General features: G+C 55.6%; 20 protein-coding genes and 1 riboswitch. Of the genes, 13 read left to right on the forward strand and 7 right to left on the reverse strand.

All coding sequences use genetic code 11. The annotated features are described in order from the left end of the window. Positions 1-63 precede the first annotated feature (63 nt). The 8 genes from ACEW72_RS05670 to ACEW72_RS05705 all read left to right on the forward strand — a co-directional run bounded on the left by ACEW72_RS05670 (position 64) and on the right by ACEW72_RS05705 (position 9,279). A complete protein-coding gene (locus ACEW72_RS05670) occupies positions 64-546 on the forward strand; it encodes a (2Fe-2S)-binding protein (protein WP_373475410.1) in 483 nt (160 codons plus the stop codon). Then, complete coding sequence (locus ACEW72_RS05675; RefSeq protein WP_373475411.1) at positions 543-2,789, forward strand: molybdopterin cofactor-binding domain-containing protein; 2,247 nt, start codon at positions 543-545, stop codon at positions 2,787-2,789. The genes ACEW72_RS05670 and ACEW72_RS05675 overlap by 4 nt, the downstream gene beginning before the upstream one ends. Next, positions 2,786-3,388, forward strand: a complete 603-nt coding sequence (locus ACEW72_RS05680; RefSeq protein WP_373475412.1) for a GNAT family N-acetyltransferase — start codon at positions 2,786-2,788, stop codon at positions 3,386-3,388. Before ACEW72_RS05675 ends, ACEW72_RS05680 begins: the two co-directional genes overlap by 4 nt. 56 nt (positions 3,389-3,444) lie before the next feature. After that, positions 3,445-3,627: riboswitch (cobalamin riboswitch) on the forward strand. An 82-nt stretch (positions 3,628-3,709) separates the two neighbouring features. Continuing rightward, positions 3,710-5,557: a TonB-dependent receptor plug domain-containing protein gene (locus ACEW72_RS05685; RefSeq protein ID WP_373475413.1), complete on the forward strand. Its 1,848-nt coding sequence runs from the start codon at positions 3,710-3,712 to the stop codon at positions 5,555-5,557. After that, positions 5,557-6,399 carry an ABC transporter substrate-binding protein gene (locus ACEW72_RS05690; protein WP_373475414.1) on the forward strand — a complete coding sequence of 281 codons (843 nt, stop codon included), beginning with the start codon at positions 5,557-5,559 and terminating at the stop codon, positions 6,397-6,399. Before ACEW72_RS05685 ends, ACEW72_RS05690 begins: the two co-directional genes overlap by 1 nt. Further along, complete coding sequence (locus ACEW72_RS05695) at positions 6,396-7,361, forward strand: FecCD family ABC transporter permease (protein WP_373475415.1); 966 nt, start codon at positions 6,396-6,398, stop codon at positions 7,359-7,361. The genes ACEW72_RS05690 and ACEW72_RS05695 overlap by 4 nt, the downstream gene beginning before the upstream one ends. Then, positions 7,358-8,134, forward strand: a complete 777-nt coding sequence (locus tag ACEW72_RS05700; protein ID WP_373475416.1) for an ABC transporter ATP-binding protein — start codon at positions 7,358-7,360, stop codon at positions 8,132-8,134. The genes ACEW72_RS05695 and ACEW72_RS05700 overlap by 4 nt, the downstream gene beginning before the upstream one ends. Next, positions 8,131-9,279 carry an alkaline phosphatase D family protein gene (locus ACEW72_RS05705; RefSeq protein WP_373475417.1) on the forward strand — a complete coding sequence of 383 codons (1,149 nt, stop codon included), beginning with the start codon at positions 8,131-8,133 and terminating at the stop codon, positions 9,277-9,279. The genes ACEW72_RS05700 and ACEW72_RS05705 overlap by 4 nt, the downstream gene beginning before the upstream one ends. A gap of 37 nt (positions 9,280-9,316) precedes the next feature. Here ACEW72_RS05705 and ACEW72_RS05710 read toward each other — a convergent pair whose 3' ends face one another. The 5 genes from ACEW72_RS05710 to ACEW72_RS05730 all read right to left on the reverse strand — a co-directional run bounded on the left by ACEW72_RS05710 (position 9,317) and on the right by ACEW72_RS05730 (position 14,245). Further along, positions 9,317-10,954, reverse strand: coding sequence for a PH domain-containing protein (locus ACEW72_RS05710; protein WP_373475418.1), 1,638 nt, complete (start codon positions 10,952-10,954; stop codon positions 9,317-9,319). Next, the gene (locus ACEW72_RS05715; RefSeq protein ID WP_373475419.1) at positions 10,951-11,424 is read right to left on the reverse strand and encodes a PH domain-containing protein; all 474 of its coding nucleotides are present in this window, start codon (positions 11,422-11,424) and stop codon (positions 10,951-10,953) included. The genes ACEW72_RS05710 and ACEW72_RS05715 overlap by 4 nt, the downstream gene beginning before the upstream one ends. A gap of 68 nt (positions 11,425-11,492) precedes the next feature. Beyond that, the gene (locus ACEW72_RS05720; RefSeq protein WP_373475420.1) at positions 11,493-12,491 is read right to left on the reverse strand and encodes an NAD(P)H-dependent flavin oxidoreductase; all 999 of its coding nucleotides are present in this window, start codon (positions 12,489-12,491) and stop codon (positions 11,493-11,495) included. 66 nt (positions 12,492-12,557) lie between these two features. Continuing rightward, complete coding sequence (locus tag ACEW72_RS05725) at positions 12,558-12,944, reverse strand: GxxExxY protein (RefSeq protein ID WP_373475421.1); 387 nt, start codon at positions 12,942-12,944, stop codon at positions 12,558-12,560. A 44-nt stretch (positions 12,945-12,988) separates the two neighbouring features. Beyond that, positions 12,989-14,245, reverse strand: a complete 1,257-nt coding sequence (locus ACEW72_RS05730; RefSeq protein ID WP_373475422.1) for an aspartate kinase — start codon at positions 14,243-14,245, stop codon at positions 12,989-12,991. A 54-nt stretch (positions 14,246-14,299) separates the two neighbouring features. On the opposite strand from ACEW72_RS05730, the gene ubiG reads away from it, so the two are divergent. Further along, positions 14,300-15,034, forward strand: coding sequence for a bifunctional 2-polyprenyl-6-hydroxyphenol methylase/3-demethylubiquinol 3-O-methyltransferase UbiG (gene ubiG, locus ACEW72_RS05735; RefSeq protein WP_373475423.1), 735 nt, complete (start codon positions 14,300-14,302; stop codon positions 15,032-15,034). A 31-nt stretch (positions 15,035-15,065) separates the two neighbouring features. Here ubiG and ACEW72_RS05740 read toward each other — a convergent pair whose 3' ends face one another. Further along, the gene (locus tag ACEW72_RS05740) at positions 15,066-16,550 is read right to left on the reverse strand and encodes a replicative DNA helicase (RefSeq protein WP_373475424.1); all 1,485 of its coding nucleotides are present in this window, start codon (positions 16,548-16,550) and stop codon (positions 15,066-15,068) included. A 148-nt stretch (positions 16,551-16,698) separates the two neighbouring features. On the opposite strand from ACEW72_RS05740, the gene ACEW72_RS05745 reads away from it, so the two are divergent. Further along, entirely contained in the window at positions 16,699-17,181 is a 483-nt protein-coding gene (locus tag ACEW72_RS05745; protein ID WP_373475425.1) for a UPF0262 family protein, read from the forward strand. Between the two features lie 2 nt (positions 17,182-17,183). Here the strand turns inward: ACEW72_RS05745 and ACEW72_RS05750 are convergent, their stop codons facing one another. Beyond that, a complete protein-coding gene (locus ACEW72_RS05750) occupies positions 17,184-17,471 on the reverse strand; it encodes a chorismate mutase (RefSeq protein WP_373475426.1) in 288 nt (95 codons plus the stop codon). A 95-nt stretch (positions 17,472-17,566) separates the two neighbouring features. On the opposite strand from ACEW72_RS05750, the gene ACEW72_RS05755 reads away from it, so the two are divergent. The 3 genes from ACEW72_RS05755 to ACEW72_RS05765 all read left to right on the forward strand — a co-directional run. Next, positions 17,567-18,580, forward strand: coding sequence for a polyprenyl synthetase family protein (locus ACEW72_RS05755; RefSeq protein ID WP_373475427.1), 1,014 nt, complete (start codon positions 17,567-17,569; stop codon positions 18,578-18,580). A 2-nt stretch (positions 18,581-18,582) separates the two neighbouring features. Further along, positions 18,583-18,771: a hypothetical protein gene (locus ACEW72_RS05760; protein ID WP_373475428.1), complete on the forward strand. Its 189-nt coding sequence runs from the start codon at positions 18,583-18,585 to the stop codon at positions 18,769-18,771. Further along, positions 18,768-19,190: DEAD/DEAH box helicase (locus tag ACEW72_RS05765; RefSeq protein WP_373475429.1), on the forward strand; the 423-nt coding region annotated here is incomplete at its 3' end. The genes ACEW72_RS05760 and ACEW72_RS05765, both read left to right, overlap by 4 nt.

The raw sequence follows: 19,190 nt of genomic DNA on the forward strand, positions 1-19,190 counted from the left end.
TGCCTAGCAAAGCACGCAACAGGTTGCTATATGAAACGCAATTGAGAGCAGGAGTTATTCAACATGGCGATAAACGCGACTATAAATGGCAAAGCTGTTACGCTTTCCGCACAACCGGACACACCCCTGCTGTGGGTCATCCGCGAAGAGGTCGGGCTGACCGGCACCAAATTCGGCTGCGGAATTGCGGCCTGCGGTGCGTGTTCGGTTCATGTTGATGGCGAAATCACCCGGTCTTGCAGCGTACCCGTCAGTGAAATTGAAGGAAAATCAATCACCACGATTGAGGGTTTGAAAAGCGCTGATGGCACATTGCACGCCGTCCAAAAGGCTTGGATTTCAGCGCAAGTCCCGCAATGCGGATATTGCCAATCGGGCCAGATCATGGCCGCCGTCGCGCTCATCAAAAAAACTGGCAAGCCTTCGGATGCCCAAATCGATGAGGCTATGACAAACATCTGCCGCTGCGGCACGTATCCGCGCATCCGAAAGGCCATTCATGCCGCTACGGGTCAAGCTGCGACCGCTATCGAAGGAGCCGCATGATGGCCGATAATCCCAATCCTGAAATGGAACCCGCCGTCCCGACCAAGCGCAAGGGCGTAAAGCGTCGCGCTTTCCTGATCGGCGGTGTCGCTGTCGTAGGCGCAGGCCTGTTCGGTGTCTCAATCGCCGATAGCAACGCAGTAAAAACAGCCGCCAAGCTCACGGCCGGCAAGGGCGAACACAGCTTTGCCACTTGGCTGAAAATCGCCGAAGACAACAGCATCACAATCTATTCGCCGCACACCGATATCGGTCAAGGATCGAATACCGGCCTTGCCCAAATGCTGGCCGAAGAGCTTGATGCGGCTTGGGATCAGGTCAAGCTGGTATCTGCTCCGGCAGAATTGGCGTTTGCCAATGTTGGCCTGGGACGCGGATTCATGGGAGAAATGACCGGGCAGCCGGCAATTGTGAACGGTATTCCCCAATCGTTTCTGTCGCTTATTGCCCGACAGATGAACTTGCAGATTACCGGCGGCTCGTCGGCATTGCGTTACACAGGTCAGGTTACTTTCCAAAAGGTCGGCGCAGCTACCCGTCTCGCGCTTATGGAAACCGCCGCCAAGCGCCTTGGCGTTCCCGTATCGGAACTCACAACACAAGATAGCCATGTCCTCCATTCGAAATCGGCACGAGCTTTGCGCTATGGCGAATTGGCAGCAGAAGCGGCTACGCTTTCACTGGATAATGACCCCGAACTGAAAGATCCAAAGCAATATCGACTGATTCGGCAGTCCGTGCAACGGCTGGATATTCCTGCCAAAGTTGACGGAACAGCCCAGTTTGGCATGGATTTTACCGTTCCCGATATGCGTGTTGCAACCATCATGGCCGCGCCTGCCCGTGGCGGCAAATTGACATCGGTTGATGAAGCGCCTGCCCTTGCCATCAAGGGTGTGGAGAAAGTCGTCAAGCTTGATGATGCCGTAGCCGTGGTGGCGAGCGGGTATTGGCCGGCGATCAGCGGATTGCGCGCGCTGACCCCTCAATTTACCGATGGCGGCCATGCTGCCGTATCCACAGCATCTATTTTCAAAGCCTATGATGATTTGATCGCCAAGGGAGAACCCGCGGGTGAAGCGGGCGAAGGCGATACCAACGCAGCGCTGGGTGCAAAGCCCAATGAAGCCAAATATCAGGTGCCATTTCTGCATCATGCGATGATGGAACCATTTGCCCTGACCGCCCATCACAAGGATGGAAAGCTGAATATCTGGGGCGGAATGCAAGACCCGTTGGCAACAAAAATGATGGCAGTCGAAGTATCCGGTTTGGATGCCGACGACGTCACATTCCGTCCGATGCTGATTGGCGGTAGTTTTGGCCGCCGATTGCCGATGTATATGGAAATCGTAAGCCAGGTTACCAAGTTGGCGATGCAATTGCCCTACCCGGTCAAGCTGATCTGGAGCCGTGAAGAAGAAGTCGCGCAAGGCGCTTATCGCCCGCAAAGCGCAGCGTTGCTGAAAGCCGCGGTGAACAAAAATGGCCGTATTGCCGCCTATACAAATGACTATGCCCAAACCGAAAGCGCAGAGGCAGAGACGACTTTTATTTATAATCTGCCGGTTGTAGCCCGCCGCCATTATGAACATCCCTCAAACCAGATTACCGGCGCATGGCGTTCTGTAAACTCGACGCAGCAGGGCTTTTACAATGAAAGCTTTATGGACGAACTGGCCCATGCCGCAGGTGTAGACCCTGTCGAGTTTCGCCGGAACCATTTGAAGGCAGACTCCCGGCATTTGCGTGTTCTTGACGAATGCGCGCGGCTCGCAAACTGGAAAGCGCCGTTACCCGAAGGTGTAGGTCGCGGTGTGGCGATTGTCGAAAGCTTCAAAACCATCGTCGCGCATGTGATTGAAGCATCGGTGAAAGAGGACGGCATGCCGAAGGTCCACAAGATCACCACCGTTGTCGACGCAGGCAGCATCGTCAATCCCGATGGAGCCAAGGCACAAATTGAGGGCGGGACCATAATGGGCCTGTCATCGGCCATCGGGGAGGCGATCACGCTGGAAAAAGGTGCCGTACAACAAAGTAATTTCAACGACTATCCATTGCTGAAACTTGCCGATACGCCGCTGGTACACGACATCCATTTCATCAACAGCGGGGCGTATATGGGTGGTATCGGCGAACCCGGCGTTCCACCCGCCGCCCCGGCGCTTGCGAACGCGCTTTTCGCGGCCACCGGAAAACGCGTCCGTAATCTGCCGATTTTGACGCAGGCACAGGCTTGAGGGACACTAGAGCAAGGCTTCTTGCCCCGACCGACAATCTGGAAATCGCGGAAACATTGGCACGCGCTTTTCAGACGGAAACGGGTTGGAGCTATGTCATCCCTGACCCGAAGCTGCGGGCGAAGCGGCTTGCTGCTGCATTTCACCTGTTCTTGCAGGACGAGCATCGCAAGGGCGCTGTATTCGGTACAGACGGGATTGAGGCGGTTACCTTGTGGCGTGGTCCGGGAAATGCACATGACAGCCTGTGGGACCGCGCCCGTCTGATCGTACCCTTTATCCAGCGTCTGCGTTTTTCGATTTTTCGCGGACTGGAAGTTGCTGACCTGATCGAAAAGCATCTGCCCAAAGAGCCCGTCTGGTATCTTCATTATGCGGGCTGTGACCCCGCACATCAGGGCAGGGGCTTTGGCGGCGCAGCAATCCGGGCGGGCCTTGAACGCGCCGACGAAGATGGCCTACCGGCCTATCTCGAAACCGCCGATGAACATAATATCGCACTTTACCAGAGCTTTGGTTTTGCAATAAAGCACAGTTGGCAAGTACCCGAAGGACCCGTATTTTGGGGAATGCAAAGGCCCGGCAAGACTAGGCATTAAGTTTGGGTCCGCCACTATCCAATTGCAGTCTTGCCCTAAATGCCGATCCCGCCTATCTCTGTGCCTACGCAACAGGTCTTTGTGAAAGCAAGGATAATAGGGAAGCCGGCGGAAATCCGGCGCTGTTCCCGCAACTGTAACCGGCGAGTTTGGCCCCTTTAGCCACTGGGAAACTGGGAAGGCGGGACCACAATATTGACCCGGGAGCCAGGAGACCTGCCTGTTTGCGGTCTGTCCTTTGTGCTTGCGGGACACTGGCGCAATCGGGGTTTTCCTCCGCGTGACGACATTTGATTGGACGTCATGTGAAGGATTGAATTTATGAAATTATTTAAATATCCGGCAGCAGCGCTCGCGCTGTTTCCTGTTTGCGTTTTCGCGCAAGAAGCCAACGAGGACATTGTGGTGACCGCCAGCGGTTTTGAACAACCACGCGACGAAACCGGCCAGGCTATATCAGTTCTTGACGAAGCCCGGTTGGAAGAATTGCAGGCAACCACTATTATCGACGCGCTCCGCACTCTACCCGGTGTTGCAATCGCGACACGCGGGCCAGTGGGCAGCCAGAGCAGCGTATTTTTGCGCGGTGGCAACAGTTCGCAAACTTTGGTGTTAATCGACGGGGTACGCATTAATGACCCTTCCAGCCCCAACGCCGCATTTGATTTCGGCGCATTGCTTACCGGCAATGTAGGCCGGGTTGAGGTTCTACGCGGCCCCAATTCAATCATCTGGGGCAGCCAGGCGATTGGCGGCGTCATCAATGTACAAAGCCTGTCGCCCACGCAAGCTGTGGTCGTGAACGCAGGTGCAGAATATGGATTTGCCGACTCATTGCGAACCAATGCAAATATTTCAGGGTCGAGCGGCATCTTCGAAGGCAGCGTTGGCGGTGCATTCTACCGCTCGGACGGAATATCGGCGCTTGCTGGCGGAACCGAAAAAGACGGCTATGAAAACCTGGCTGCCAATGGTCGGTTAAAAGTCAATGTTGCGGAGAATTTCGCGCTCGATTTTCGTGGCTATTATAATCGCGGAACGATTGAATTTGACTCGCCTTTTGGCGTCGGGGCGAACGGCTTGCCCGTGGCACGCAACCGCCAGTTTATTGGCTATGTCGGTGCGGAATTCGATTTGGCGGACGGCCGGTTTCAAAATCGCGTGTCTTTTGCGCGTACCGACATCACCCGCATTGGAACAGACCCTGTCGTTTTCAGCTTCAACAATTTTGACGTTAAAGGGACCATCGACCGATTTGAATATCATGCTGCCTTTGATATCATCGATACGGTTACGCTTGTATTTGGTGCGGAACATGAACGCACTTTCGCCAGCACTTCGTTCGAAGGTGCGCCAGCCGATATCGCGCGCAATCAGGTTACCAGCGGCTTCGGCCAGTTGATATTGCGCCCCGTCACCGGACTTACAATCACCGGCGGCGTTAGGCATGATGACTATAGCGATTATGGCGGACAAACGACGCTGGGAGGAAACATCGCTTACACACCCAATGGCGGCGATACGGTCTTGCGCGCCACTTATGGCGAAGGATTTCGCGCGCCTACGCTGACAGAAGGTCAGCCACCCTTTGGCAACCCCAACCTGAAACCGGAAACAGCGCGTAATTTCGATCTTGGGCTTGAGCATCAGTTTCTAGATAACAAGGCGCAGATTTACGCGACCTATTTCAACCGCAAGAGCAGCGACTTGATTGCTTTTTCCTTTACCACTTTCCAGTCCGAAAACATCGAACAGGTGGACACAGACGGGATTGAAATGGGATTTGCGTTGCAGCCCACCGACGAGATGAACATTCAAGCCAACTACACATTGACCAACGCCATAAATCGGTCGGCGGGTGCCAATTTCGGAAACCGCTTGGCGCTAAGGCCACAACATTACGGCAGCCTGACCATCGACTGGCGGACACCTTGGCGCCTGAAGCTTGGGGCTTCGGTGTTAATCGCGGGGGATAGCTTTGACAATGCATCGAACAGCGTGCGTTTGGATGGTTACGCATTGGCCCATTTGCGCGCGGCCTATCCCGTAAATGAACAACTCGAATTATATGGTCGGGTCGAAAATTTGTTCGATACGCAATATGTGCAGGTGGCTGGTTTCAATACTTATGGTCGCAATGCCCATTTCGGCGTCAGGGCTAAGTTTTAATGATCCGGGGCTGGCCGCTTCTGCTGTTTTTGGGCAGTTGTAGCGGTCAGCCTGCTTTTGCACCGGGCGGAATTGTATCGAATAATCCATGCATAGACGCGATCCTTGCGGAAATCGCCGCGCCGCATCAAATTGCGGCGGTCAGTGTGTATTCGCACGAAAGCGCTAGCGCGTCGGCTCCGGTCGGTTGGGCCCGGCAATTTCCAGCTTTGGGAACGGCAGCCGAGGATATCATCGCGGCTAAACCGCGATTGGTGTTAACCGGCAATCTCGCATCAGCAGGCACAAATGCGGCGCTGGCAAAAGCGGGGCTCGACGTCGTTACGGTAGGCGTTGCGCCCACGTTGGAGGAAGACATCGCGCAAGTCCGTCATATCGCCAGAGCGATTGGCCGGATTGATGCCGGTGAAGCCCTGGTTACGCGGATAAAGCAATCTGTGTCCACACCCCCTGCCATGCCGCATCGACCAACCGCAATCATTTGGCAGAATGGCGGATTTGTCGCAGGCGAAGGCACCTTGCAGGACGAATTATTGCGACGTCACGGGTTTCGTAATGCCAGCTCCAGCTTTGGATTGAAATCTTGGGGAATATTGCCGCTCGAAACCCTTATCCGCAACCCGCCTGAGGTTATTTTCATGCCCGTAAATGCTGATGGCACAGAAGAACGGGCAATGTCTGCGCGCGTGCAATTGATAAACAATCTTCGCAACAAAACACGGATTGTGCATTTCCCCGACAGACTGCTTTATTGTGGCGGACCCACGACGATCACGGTTTCAGCAAAATTGGCCAAAGCACGCGAAGATATATTGGCAACACAAAAAAAGGGTGCGCCATGACATCGCGTTGGCGCACATATCTGCTCGTGGCACTCACTTTGGCGGCGTTTTGCCTTTCATTGATGGCGGGCAAGACGTGGATATGGCCGAACGCGTGGTTTGCCAATGATGCCAACGGCTGGATTTTTCTGGAACTTCGCCTGCCGCGGGCATTGCTTGGGTTAGGCATTGGCGCGGCATTGGGGCTTTCGGGTGCGGTCTTGCAAGGCTATTTGCGAAATGCGCTTGCCGATCCGACTGTGCTTGGCGTGTCTTCAAGCGCAGCATTTGGCGGCGTGGCCGCTATCTTTTTGGGCCTGAACTCTCTTCCATTCGGCCTATTCGGTTGCGCCATGCTGGGGGCCGGAGTCAGCATAATTGCATTGCTCGCGTTGGCGCGTGGCGGTGGGCCTTTGGGCTTCATACTGGGTGGGATGGTCCTGTCGACGCTGGCCGGTTCGATGACCGCTTTCCTCATCAGTATCGCGCCAAATCCGTTTGCGACCAGTGAGATCATCAACTGGTTGATGGGCGCGCTTACAGACCGGCTAATGAACGATGCCCTTCAGGCGTTGCCGTTCATTGCAGTGGGCGGCGCATTGTTGCTGACCACTGGACGGGCACTCGACGCCCTGACCATCGGTGTCAATGGCGCACGCAGTATCGGCGTCGATATTGGGCGATTGCAGTGGATCATCGTTTTCGGGGTCGGCTTGTCGGTGGGCGCTTCGGTCGCGGTGTCAGGCGTAGTCGGCTTTATCGGCCTTATCGTGCCGCATCTGATGCGCCGTTTTTACGGTGAACAGCCGTCTGCTATACTGCTGCCTTCTGCGCTTGGCGGCGCGCTCTTGACGTTAACCGCCGACAGCTTCGTCCGCATCATACCAGGGCCTACCGAAATTCGTCTGGGCATTGCGATGGCGTTGCTTGGTGCCCCGTTCTTTTTCTTTCTGTTACAGAAAAAACAAGGGCGCATGATATGATCTTGCGAAGTGATAATATTTGTTTCGCCCATGACAGGCGACCAACCTTATTCGGCATTGATGCGCGTTTTTTGCCCGGTCAGTTCAGTGTCATTCTTGGCCCGAATGGCGCAGGAAAATCGACATTGCTTGCGTGCCTTGCGGCGTTGCTGAAACCTGACACCGGTGTGGTAACACTTGGCGACAGGGCAATCGCCGAACTAAGCCCGGAAGAACGCGCAAAGGCCATTGGTTTTCTTCCGCAAGGCGGCGAAACGCATTGGGCGATTTCAGCAGACGCGCTCGTGGCGCTTGGCCGTTACCCCTATCGCAACGGATTTGGCCTGTCCGCCGAAGACCATGTAGCGATTTCCGCCGCAATGGCCGCCACCAACACATCGCAATTCGCCAAACGCCCCGTCACGCAATTGTCCGGCGGTGAATGCGCGCGCGTTCTTATGGCGCGGGTATTGGCCGGCGAACCGCAATGGATATTGGCAGATGAGCCGCTTGCCAATCTCGATCCGGGACATCAACTGGATATGCTCGGATTATTGCGTGCCCAAGCCGACAGCGGCAAAGGCGTGATCGCCGTGCTACATGACTTGCAACAGGCCGTGCGCTTTGCCGAACATGTCGTGCTGTTGCACCAAGGCAAGGTTTTCGCGCAAGGGGACGTCACGTCCGTCATAACCCCGGAAAACCTGGCTCATGTTTACGGCATTGACGCGACTCTTTTCAAAGACGAGGAAGGGGCGACCCAGCTTTTGATTAAAGGTAAGATTTCTCCATGAAACGCATCCTCCCCATAGCTGCCTTGCTCCTGTCCGGTTGCGCCGTAAGTGTCACCAACAATGAAGTGGCAACGCCGCAAAGCGCACAAGACGCCCTGCGACCATTTTACAGCGCATTGAACACCAATCTGCCACAAGCAGCCGCCAATCCGGTGCTTTCCAGCAATGAAACTGTGACCCGCTTTGCCTTTGGATCATGCGTCAACGAAAACCGAGATATGAAAATCTGGGACGTTATCGCCGCCCAGAAACCCCAGGCTTTTTTATTGATCGGCGACAATGTCTATGGCGACACGCGCACCACGAATAGCGCCGATATCCCGACGTTAACCGCGAGTTACCGCAAACTCGGCAGCCGCATCGAATTCGACCGTTTTCGCCGCAGCGTTCCGATGATGACGACATGGGACGACCATGATTACGGGGCCAACGACGCAGGCGGAACTTTTGCGTTCAAGGAACGGGCCGAGAAAATCTACGAAGCATTTTGGAACAGCAGCGCAGAGGTCAAGTCGCGACCCGGCGTTTATGAAAGCCGAATAGTCGGACCACAAGGCAAGCGCGTGCAGTTTATCATTCTGGACGCCCGGTTCTTCCGGTCCGACCTTGCCGTCATGCCCTATCGCGACCCCGGCCCGGCACTCGGCTGGTATATTCCGAACCTTGACCCTAAAGCCTCTGTCTTGGGTGAGGCGCAATGGGACTGGCTGGAGGGCGAACTCGCCAAACCCGCTGAACTCCGTTTCATCATCTCTTCCACACAGGTCATAACCGACGCACATAATTTTGAAGGTTGGACGAATTTTCCCAAAGAACGGGATCGGCTTTATAATCTACTGGCAGACAAAGGCGTCAGTAACGCCATTTTTCTGTCCGGAGATCGCCATTCAGGTGGCTTTTACAAAGTCAGTAACCCCCGGATCGCAAAACCGATATGGGACTTCACATCAAGCTCACTCAACTTTGCATTTGGCAAGGGCGACGGGGGTGACCGCGAACCTGACCCGCGCAGAACCGGCGGTCTTTGGGGAGTTCCCAATTTTGGCCAGATCGACATCGATTGGACAGCAAAGACTGTAAAAATGTCGCTGCGTAAAGACGACGGCAGCGTAATTGAAGAACAGGTCGTACAGGCCATCGATTGAAACGATTTTCGATATTCTGAATCTACGACGCTCTCCTCTAATCGCTTTTGCTAAAACGGGTCTCAGCTGCAACAACGGCATAATCCACCGCCGCCACCTGCTCGATAACTGCGTCGCGGATGGCTCGGGCGGTTTCCAACGGAAGGGCGATCATTTCCAGCGACCCGCCCGAAATCCCGAAATTGACGGAGGCCAGTCCCTGCCGCCGTGCAATCGGACCTTGATAAATCTCGACCGTCTGCACCTTTACCTGAGGCGCAATGGCCAGCCGCTGACGCCACCAGCCCTCGCGCACATAAATCTGCTTGCCGTCGATGAAATCTCCATAGCGCCGCCATTCAAGCCACCAGAGAAAACCGATGACGATCAGCACCAACAGCATCAGCGCCGCCTGATAAAAAGGCGCGCCTGCAAAAAACATGGTCGCGGCCATAGCGAGGATGATTGTCGGCACCAGACCGAAAAAACGGATCGACCACCATGCGAATTTCCCTTGGCGCAATCGAACCGCCGGGTCCGGCGCATCAATCAGCGCCGCGTCGGCAATCGACCAAATTTCCGCCAGCGTCGCAAAGGGCGCAGCTACGAAATTTGTTTCATCCTTGCTGTCCTGTGCCAGGCTGACAAATTTCAAGCTGTGCCAACCGCGGCGTTTGCGGATCGGGCCGGTCTGGATCACGGCCGCTTGCACCCGATGGGCAGGCATCACAGCATCGGTCAAAGTAAGCAGACCACGCCGACGCCGGAACCCTTTGGCGGTGCGGTCCAACCGAAAGCCATGTTCACGCAGCAAAGTTCGGATGATGCCGGTCGCAAATCCAGTTAAAATAAGTCCGACCAAGGCCACAACTGCTAGAATGATTTGTGCGGCCCAGCCTATACCGTTCAAATTTTCGACGGTTACCCCGCGCTCTTCGGCTACACCAATCCAGTGCCGGAAATCCCAAATCTCGAACGGTAACAAAAAGTCAAACTGTTGCGCCAGCCCGCCAAGCACCGCGAAAATCACCAGAGAAAATGAATATAGTCCGAAGGTAAAGACGCGCCGTGGGTCCATCGCAAAAATCGGCGGCGCATCCGCATCGGGCAACTCTGCTGCGGAGTTTGCAACGGTCACCAGACCGCTTTTATGGGCTTTCACCAGTTCCCGCAGACGGTTGGCTTCTTCCATGCTCACATAGCTAAGCTTGGCATCATCGCCATCGCCGCCGCCCGTTTCAAACTTGACTTCCCCCAACGCAAAAAGGCGCGCGAGCGGCTTTTGCTCTACGCTGACATCCTGTATCCGTTCGAACGGTATGGACCTTGCATTGCGGCTTACAACGCCGCTTTCAATGCGGATATCATGTGCGCCGATATGATAGCGGAAACGAACCCAGGACAGCCACCGAAAGAAAAAGCTGAACAAAAGTATCGCACAGACCGCTGCGATCGAAATCAGCGGATTATCACTGCCCCGCGTTCCAAAAAATGCGGCAAAGATCGGGAAAATAAGTTGCGGAAGACCCGTAATAAAGCCGACGAATAGGCCGGAAATATGGAGCTTTTTTCCTTCGCCCTCTCTCCCCTCGCCGTTCGCGTCGAGCGTAGTCGAGACACCGTTAGGTTGTGCACCCACGATGGGTGTGTCAACTGCGACCGACACGAACGGGGTTTGGGTGTCGGAATTGGTCAAATCTGGTCCTGCCGGATAGCGGCGCGAATGGCTTCGCGCATGGACAGCGCATCCGCGTGCAGCAGGCCGGGCAAGGTTACGGTGCTGTTATGATTGCCCGCAGTATGTACCGTTAAAGTCGCAAGATCATATCGACGGTCAATTGGCCCCTGCTCCACATCAATATGCTGGATACGACCGAAAGGGACTACAGTGTCGCGAAAGAACATATAGCCACGTACAATACGCAGGCGGTCACGCCCCATATCATAGCCCCAATGGCGATATTTGCGCGCCGGAACGACAAAAGCCGCAAATAAATAGAGCAAAAAGGCAGGCACGAAAACACCACCGGGCGGCAATAATTGCGCGTATTCCAATACACCGGCCCCGACCAGAAAGGGCAGATAAACCAAGGCGGACGCAATCCGGGTCGTCGTCACATAAGCGGGATTGAGCGGAGTGAGTTCCGGCGGGGATTCGGTGGTCATATCATTGATATGCGTCGACTGTGTTGTGTTGGCAAGACGGTTTCGTGCCCCCTAACGCACAGATGGCCTTACCGTGCCAAGGCTTCTTCCGCTTCTGTGACCAGCTTGGCGATGATATCGATCACCGGCCGTTCGACATGAACCATGCCAACCGATTGCCCCGCCATGACCGAACCATATTCGACATCGCCATCGATTACCGCGCGGCGGAGCGCACCTGCCCAATATTTCTCGATCTCGAGTTGCGCCGCCTCCATGTCGATTTCACCGCGATCAAGCATTGCCGCGACCTCGACCTGTTTGGCGGTAAACAATTCGGTGCCTTTGTTCTTGAGCGCCCGCACGGGGATGACTGGCAACCGCGGGTCAATCTGCACGCTGGCCACCGCATCGCGGGCATTGGCGCGCAGGAAAGCCGCTTTGAAGTTCGGGTGCGCGATGCTTTCATGGGCGCAAACAAATCTGGTACCCAACTGGACCCCAGCAGCACCCATTTCCAGATAGCTGGCAATTAGACCGCCCCGGGCGATACCCCCCGCCACAAAAATCGGTAATTGCTCACCCAGTTCGGGTAAAATTTCCTGCGCCAAAACGGAGGTCGCCACCGGTCCGATATGCCCGCCTGCCTCGCTGCCTTCAATAACCAACGCATCAACACCGGACCGCGCAAATTTCTTGGCGAGCGTCAGTGCAGGCGCAAAGCAGATTACCTTTGCGCCAAATTCCTTGATCGCCTCGATGCTCCCCTTGGGCGGTAGACCCCCTGCAAGCACGACGTGACTGACATTATGCTTCGCGCACACGGCGATCAGTTCCATGATCTGCGGGTGCATTGTGATAAGATTTACACCAAAGGGTTTGGCAGTCATTGCCTTTGTCGCGGCAATTTCCGCATCCAGCAATTCCGGCGTCATCGCACCGCACGCTATTACCCCGAAACCTCCTGCATTGGAAATGGCGGAGACGAGATTTCGTTCCGAAACCCAAGACATAGCGCCGCATAAGATTGCGACCTCACACCCAAGAAATTCGGTACCGCGTTGCATGAGATGTCGGAGTTTTGTCATATGTAAGTGCCATTTTTGTTCACGCAGAGGCGCAGAGTTCGCAGAGGGATAGAGTTTTAAGTCGGTTCAGTCTTGATAATTATTGACTACGCGCTTGATACCCTCCTTAAGAGTCTCGCATCCGAAATTGATGAGCAAACCAACCGGGAATTTCATCAATCGAAGATAGGTCAATAATTGTTTGGAATGGACCGGTTGTAACCGCTCAATTGACTTCAACTCGATAATTAGACGATTGTCGACAATCAAATCAACCTTGAACGCTGCAGGAAATTCCATATCTTCGTAAGCAAAACCCAAAGGCTTTTGCTGCACAACTTCATAGCCCATCTGTACCAGTTTCCTGGCAAGGATAGCTTCATACACCGATTCTAATAGTCCCGGACCGATTTCACGATGAATTGCCATCGATGTCCCAATTACGTCGCTACTAATCTCGTCAATTGGCTTCATTACATCGTCTCTGCGCTCTCTGCGCCTCTGCGTGTAAAATTTCTTTACTCCGCATCAAGCCCGTAAGCCGTGTGCAACACGCGCACGGCGAGTTCGGTCTCGTCCTCATCGATCAGCACGGATACCTTGATTTCCGATGTGGAGATCGCCTGAATGTTGATCTTACGGTCGGCAAGGCTGCTGAACATTGTGGAGGCCACACCGGCGTGGCTCTTCATGCCGACGCCGACCACGGAGATCTTGGTGACCTTTGTGTCAGGGATCAGCCGGTTGTAGCCGATCGCATCGCGCTGGTTTTCCAATATGTCTGTGCAACGGGCAAGGTCGGCCTGCGGGCAGGTGAAGGTCACGTCAGTCTCCCCCTTGTCGCGGCCGACATTCTGGATGATCATGTCGACGTTGATATTCGCATCGGCCAAGGGCGCAAAAATATGCGCGACCGCTCCAGGGCGGTCGGGGACGCGGGTCAGGGTGATCTTTGCCTCATTCTTGTCGGCGGCGATTCCGGTGATCAGTTGGCGTTCCACTTGATACTTCTCCAATTCTTCGTCGGTCACGATCATCGTACCGGGGATGCTATCGGCGTCGGGGGCATTTTCGTCGAGGAAGGAGGACAGCACCTGCACGCGCACCCCTTCTTTCATCGCAAGGCCGACTGAGCGGGTTTGCAATACTTTCGAGCCGACGGACGCCAGTTCGAGCATTTCTTCATACGTCACTGCCTTCAGCTTGCGCGCGCGGGCGACGATGCGGGGGTCAGTCGTATAAACGCCGTCAACGTCGGTGTAGATGTCGCATCGATCCGCCTTCACTGCCGCAGCAACAGCAACCGCAGAAGTATCGGACCCGCCGCGGCCAAGCGTCGTGATACGATTGTCGTCGGTCAGACCTTGGAAGCCTGGAATGACGGCGATGGTGCCAGCGGCCATCGACGCGAGCAATTCTTCGGTTTCAATGGATCCGATCCGCGCTTTTGCATGGGCATCGTCGGTATGGATCGGCATCTGCCAACCAAGCCAGCTACGTGCATTGCAGCCCAGCGCTTGCAGGGTTATTGCCAGCAAACCCGACGTAATCTGCTCGCCTGCCGCAACCACCACATCATATTCCGCCGGATCATAAAGCGCATTCGCTTCACGGCAGAAATTTACGAGGCGATCGGTATCTCCCGCCATGGCCGATACAACCACAGCCACTTCGTCCCCACGTTCGGCTTGCCGCTTGACGAGCTGGGCAACCCGGCGGATACGTTCAGTCCCGGCCATAGACGTGCCGCCAAATTTCAATACAATGCGCGCCATGAAAACCTTACAAAGTGGCTATATTACAATCGGGCGCCCTGATAGGGACAGGATATGACAAAGGCAAGCACTGCAACGACAATAAACGCCGCCGAAGCCGCACATTTCGGTGCACTGGCGGCGGATTGGTGGGACCCGAAGGGCAGTTCTGCTATGCTGCACAAGCTGAACCCTGTGCGGCTCGGCTTTATACGGGCGGCAATCGACTCCCATTTTGAAGGCGATAGCAAGTCGCGCGCACCGCTGACGGGCAAGAGTGCGCTTGATGTTGGTTGTGGCGCGGGCTTGCTGTGCGAACCGCTGGCCCGAATGGGTGCACGGATGGCGGGCGTCGACGCGGCACCCGAAAATATCGAGGCTGCCAAGGCCCATGCGGTATTGTCCGGCCTGAATATCGACTATCGCGCCGGCGAAATCGCCGCGCAAGGTCTCGGCACGTTTGACGTGGTCACGTCGATGGAAGTGATCGAGCATGTGATCGACCCCTCAGCCTTCATTATCGAACTTGCCCGGCATCTAAAACCTGACGGCCTGCTCCTTCTGTCCACGCCAAACCGCACCGCCGCCTCGCGGCTGTTTCTGGTGGAGGCGGCAGAACGGCTCGGCCAAGTCCCGCGCGGAACGCACCACTGGGATCAGTTCCTGACACCGGAGGAGTTGACTGCGCTGCTGGACGGCGCTGGTCTTCAGGTCGTGGAGATGCAGGGTATTGCGTTCTCGCCGCTTAAGGGGCTGCATTTAAGCCGGAATATGGCGCTGAATTATATATTGTCAGCGCGATTTGCCTGACTCCCTTTCTCTTTAAAGGGAGGAAGTTTTCTCAATCATACCCGGAATCAGAATATTGGTCGTCGGCCAGATCGCTGAATTTCGTAATCTTCGCCTCGAACTTCATCCGCACCCGTCCGGTCGAGCCGTGACGCTGCTTGGAAACGATAAGCTCTGCAACCCCGTGAATTCTCTCCATTTTTTCGTTCCAGGCGTCGAATGCAGGCGTGCCTTCATCGGGCTTTTTCATCAACTCATAATAATCTTCACGAAACACGAACCAGACCATGTCCGCGTCCTGTTCGATCGAGCCAGATTCACGCAAGTCTGACAACATCGGCCGTTTGTCTTCACGCTGTTCCACGGCACGGCTGAGCTGCGAAAGCGCGATAACCGGCACGCCCAGTTCCTTGGCGAGCGTCTTCAGACCACGGCTGATTTCCGAAATTTCGTTGACGCGATTGTCGTTGGCGCGGCTCGAGCCTTGCAGCAATTGTAGATAGTCAACCACGATTAGGCCAATGCCATGCCGCCGTTGCAACCGACGTGCGCGGGTTCTGAGCGCCGCAATGCTGAGCGCAGGTGTATCGTCGATATAGAGCGGCAATTCCTGCAATTCACGGCTCGCCCGCGACAATTCGCGAAAATCCTCACGCGAGATTTTACCCATGCGAAGCAGTTCGGAACTGATGCCCGATTGTTCGGCCAAAATACGCGTCGCTAACTGGTCGGCGGACATTTCGAGGCTGAAAAAGGCGACCTTGGCCCCTGCCCCCTTGGCTTCTTCAATACCGTCTTCGCGTTCACGGATCCAACGGCGCGCGGCATTGAACGCGATGTTGGTCGCAAGCGACGTCTTGCCCATACCCGGACGTCCGGCAAGGATCACAAGATCGGAATTGTGCAGACCACCGCACTTGGCATTGATGCTATCCAGACCCGTTGTCACGCCAGATAGATGCCCCCCGGACTGCAATGCTTTCTCGACATTCTTGATGGCTTCGGTCGAAGCTTGCAGGAAACTTTTCATCGAACCGATTTCGCCTTCACCTTCGGCGACTTTATACAAAGCGCTTTCAGCGGCCTCAATCTGTCCCTTGGGGTCAACGCTTTCACTCGTGTCGAGCGCATTGTTAACGAGCGTTCGGCCCACAGTCACCAATTCACGCAACAAAGCCAGATCGTAAATCTGCTGCGCGAAATCGCGCGCGCCAATCAGGCCAGCCCCATCGGCGGTCAATTTAATGAGATAGCCCGGACCGCCAAGTTCCTGCATCGCCTCATCGGCTTCGAAAAAGGGCTTCAGCGTGACCGGCGTCACCAGCATATTCCGGTCAATCAGACGCAATATCTGTTCGTAAACGCGGCCATGTAATGGTTCGAAAAAATGATCGGGTTGCAATTTTATCGATACGTCTTCGATAATCCTGTTGTCGATCAGGATAGCGCCCAAAAACGCGGCTTCCGCCTCAATATTGCGCGGTAAGCGCTGTGGTTCCGCCTCATTCACGGCGGCTAGTCTGATCGGTTCGGCCATAACGCCCTATCCTTTAGCACAAGCCCATGTGCAAGGCCCTCCAAAAATAGAATGGGGGACAGGGCTGTGGACAAATATTTGTCCCGAGGCGAACGCACGGCGGGGAGGATTCACTTGCCCCAAAATTATCACAAGCTAACACGGAAACATGAGCGAAGCGCGCATCATCAAAGTTGAACTGGACGAGGCCACGATCCTGCGGCGCAATGCCGATATCGAGCAAGAGCGCCGCGTTGCCATCTTTGACCTGATCGAAGATAATGTCTTCAAACCGCAACGCGACTTTGGCGACGGCTATGTCGGCCCCTATCAATTGCATCTAAGCGTCGAAGAAGGTCGGCTGATCTGGGATATCCGCCGCGAAGATGGGAGCCCGTTTGAAATCCTGATCCTTGGGCTTGGCCGTTTTCGCCGCGTGGTCAAAGACTATTTTGCCATTTGCGACAGCTATTATCAGGCCATCCGCAAAGCCAGCGCCGCCGAAATCGAGACCATAGACATGGCACGGCGCGGTGTTCACAACGAAGCAGCAGAGATATTGATGGAGCGGCTGGAAGGTAAAGTCGAAGTCGATTTCGCAACGGCACGCCGCCTGTTCACGTTGATTTGCGTTTTACATATCAAAGGGTGAATTCAAGCCCCGTCGCGTATTTGCTGGTGGTGACGGATGACTTCGTCGATGATGAAGCGCAGGAATTTTTCCGTAAAATCGGGATCCAGCTTCGCATCGCGCGCCAGTTGGCGCAGGCGTTCAATCTGCCGATCTTCGCGTGCCGGATCGGCGGGTGGAAGTTCCGACCGGGCCTTGAATTCACCGACGGCCTGCGTGATCTTGAAGCGCTCGGCGAGCATGAACACCAGCGCGGCGTCGATATTGTCGATGCTGTCGCGGTAGCTTCTCAATGTGTCTTCATGGTCCATAAGGCACCATCTGCCGCGATTGCCGCATCAGGACAAGAGGAAAAGCCCCATTTGCACTTGCCTTGCTGCCTCTGGCTTGCCAGAGCGGGACTGTTATGACAGCTACCATTCACCAAATCGGCGGACACCGCGCACCCTCGCTGGATCCCATCCTGAAACTTGTTGCGCCCGAAATGAATAAGGTGAACGCCGTCATCCTCGACCGGATGCAATCGGAAATTCCCTTGATACCCGAATTGGCAGGGCATCTGATCGCGGGCGGCGGCAAGCGGATGCGGCCCATGCTGACGCTAGCTTGCGCCCGATTGCTCGATTATCCGGGCGAACGGCACCATAAGCTGGCGGCGGCGGTAGAGTTTATCCATACCGCGACACTGTTGCATGACGACGTAGTCGACGGCAGCGACATGCGCCGGGGGAAGACGGCGGCGAATCTGATTTTCGGTAACCCCGCCGCCGTGCTAGTCGGCGATTTCCTGTTCAGCCGGTCTTTCGAACTGATGGTGGAGGACGGATCGCTCAAGGTCTTGAAAATCCTCTCGCACGCGTCGGCGGTGATTGCGGAGGGCGAGGTCAACCAATTGACGGCGCAGCGGCAGATTTCGACTACCGAAGAAAAATATCTCGAAATTATCGGCTCGAAAACCGCCGCCCTGTTTGCTGCCGCTTGCCGGATCGCGGCGGTGGTTGCGGAAAGCGGGGAGACGCAGGAAATGGCGCTCGACGCTTATGGCCGCAATCTAGGTATCGCGTTCCAGCTTGTCGACGACGCCATCGACTATGTGTCCGACGGGGCGACGATGGGCAAGGATATCGGCGATGATTTCCGCGACGGCAAGGTCACCTTGCCGGTGATCCTGGCGCACAGCCGGGGCTCTGCGGAGGAGCAGAAATTCTGGCGTGAGGCGATGCTGGGCAATCGGGTGTCCGACGATGATCTGGCGCACGCCACCAGTTTGCTGGGCGCGTATGACGCGATAGACGACACCATCGACCGCGCCCGCCATTATGGCCAGCGCGCCATCGATTCCATCGCCCATTTCCCGGGAGGTGAGGCCAAGGCGGCGTTGATCGAGGCGGTCGAATTCGCTATCGCCCGCGCTTATTGACTATGGCGGACCGCGAACCTCTGTCGGACGGATTTGACCCGATCGGTCCGTTCCATCCCTATGTGGTGATGGCGTCGGTATTGTTGCTGGATCTGCTGCTCATTTTGTCGGTCCTATCCGCGTTGACCTACGCCGGCGACAAGATTGAGGATGTCATCTGGCCGGGCGGCAGGGACTGGGTCGACCTTTGAATGATGCACTGCCGGTTGAAGCGGTTCTGCCGGAATTATGCGAGGTGTTGGCGGGTAACTTAAATGCCGTTTTGATTGCCCCGCCGGGCGCAGGCAAAACCACAATGGTCGCGCCGCAATTGCTCCACCAGACTTGGTGTACTGGCAAAATCCTGTTGCTTTCCCCGCGTCGTTTGGCGGCGCGCATGGCGGCCGAACGGATTTCCGAACTTGTGGGCGAACCGGTAGGCGCTTTGGTGGGCTATGCGACGCGTATGGACAGCAAGCAGTCCGCCGCGACACGGATATTGGTCCTGACCGAAGGTATTTTCCGCAACCGTATTATCGCCGATCCCGAACTGGCGGGCATATCCGCCGTGCTGTTTGACGAGGTTCACGAACGCAGTATCGACAGCGATTTCGGCCTCGCGCTGGCGCTG

This window comes from Sphingorhabdus sp., from assembly GCF_041737645.1.
Classification (GTDB): Bacteria; Pseudomonadota; Alphaproteobacteria; order Sphingomonadales; family Sphingomonadaceae; genus Sphingorhabdus_B.

Excerpts from the sequence above, each read along its gene's own strand:
- ACEW72_RS05760 (WP_373475428.1), top strand. The coding sequence starts at position 18,583 with ATGGCGGACCGCGAACCTCTGTCGGACGGATTTGACCCGATCGGTCCG.
- ubiG (WP_373475423.1), top strand. The coding sequence starts at position 14,300 with ATGACAAAGGCAAGCACTGCAACGACAATAAACGCCGCCGAAGCCGCA.
- ACEW72_RS05720 (WP_373475420.1), bottom strand. The coding sequence starts at position 12,491 with ATGACAAAACTCCGACATCTCATGCAACGCGGTACCGAATTTCTTGGG.
- ACEW72_RS05755 (WP_373475427.1), top strand. The coding sequence starts at position 17,567 with ATGACAGCTACCATTCACCAAATCGGCGGACACCGCGCACCCTCGCTG.
- ACEW72_RS05725 (WP_373475421.1), bottom strand. The coding sequence starts at position 12,944 with ATGAAGCCAATTGACGAGATTAGTAGCGACGTAATTGGGACATCGATG.
- ACEW72_RS05750 (WP_373475426.1), bottom strand. The coding sequence starts at position 17,471 with ATGGACCATGAAGACACATTGAGAAGCTACCGCGACAGCATCGACAAT.
- ACEW72_RS05715 (WP_373475419.1), bottom strand. The coding sequence starts at position 11,424 with ATGACCACCGAATCCCCGCCGGAACTCACTCCGCTCAATCCCGCTTAT.
- ACEW72_RS05675 (WP_373475411.1), top strand. The coding sequence starts at position 543 with ATGATGGCCGATAATCCCAATCCTGAAATGGAACCCGCCGTCCCGACC.
- ACEW72_RS05690 (WP_373475414.1), top strand. The coding sequence starts at position 5,557 with ATGATCCGGGGCTGGCCGCTTCTGCTGTTTTTGGGCAGTTGTAGCGGT.
- ACEW72_RS05670 (WP_373475410.1), top strand. The coding sequence starts at position 64 with ATGGCGATAAACGCGACTATAAATGGCAAAGCTGTTACGCTTTCCGCA.
- ACEW72_RS05705 (WP_373475417.1), top strand. The coding sequence starts at position 8,131 with ATGAAACGCATCCTCCCCATAGCTGCCTTGCTCCTGTCCGGTTGCGCC.
- ACEW72_RS05730 (WP_373475422.1), bottom strand. The coding sequence starts at position 14,245 with ATGGCGCGCATTGTATTGAAATTTGGCGGCACGTCTATGGCCGGGACT.
- ACEW72_RS05745 (WP_373475425.1), top strand. The coding sequence starts at position 16,699 with ATGAGCGAAGCGCGCATCATCAAAGTTGAACTGGACGAGGCCACGATC.
- ACEW72_RS05700 (WP_373475416.1), top strand. The coding sequence starts at position 7,358 with ATGATCTTGCGAAGTGATAATATTTGTTTCGCCCATGACAGGCGACCA.
- ACEW72_RS05740 (WP_373475424.1), bottom strand. The coding sequence starts at position 16,550 with ATGGCCGAACCGATCAGACTAGCCGCCGTGAATGAGGCGGAACCACAG.
- ACEW72_RS05685 (WP_373475413.1), top strand. The coding sequence starts at position 3,710 with ATGAAATTATTTAAATATCCGGCAGCAGCGCTCGCGCTGTTTCCTGTT.
- ACEW72_RS05695 (WP_373475415.1), top strand. The coding sequence starts at position 6,396 with ATGACATCGCGTTGGCGCACATATCTGCTCGTGGCACTCACTTTGGCG.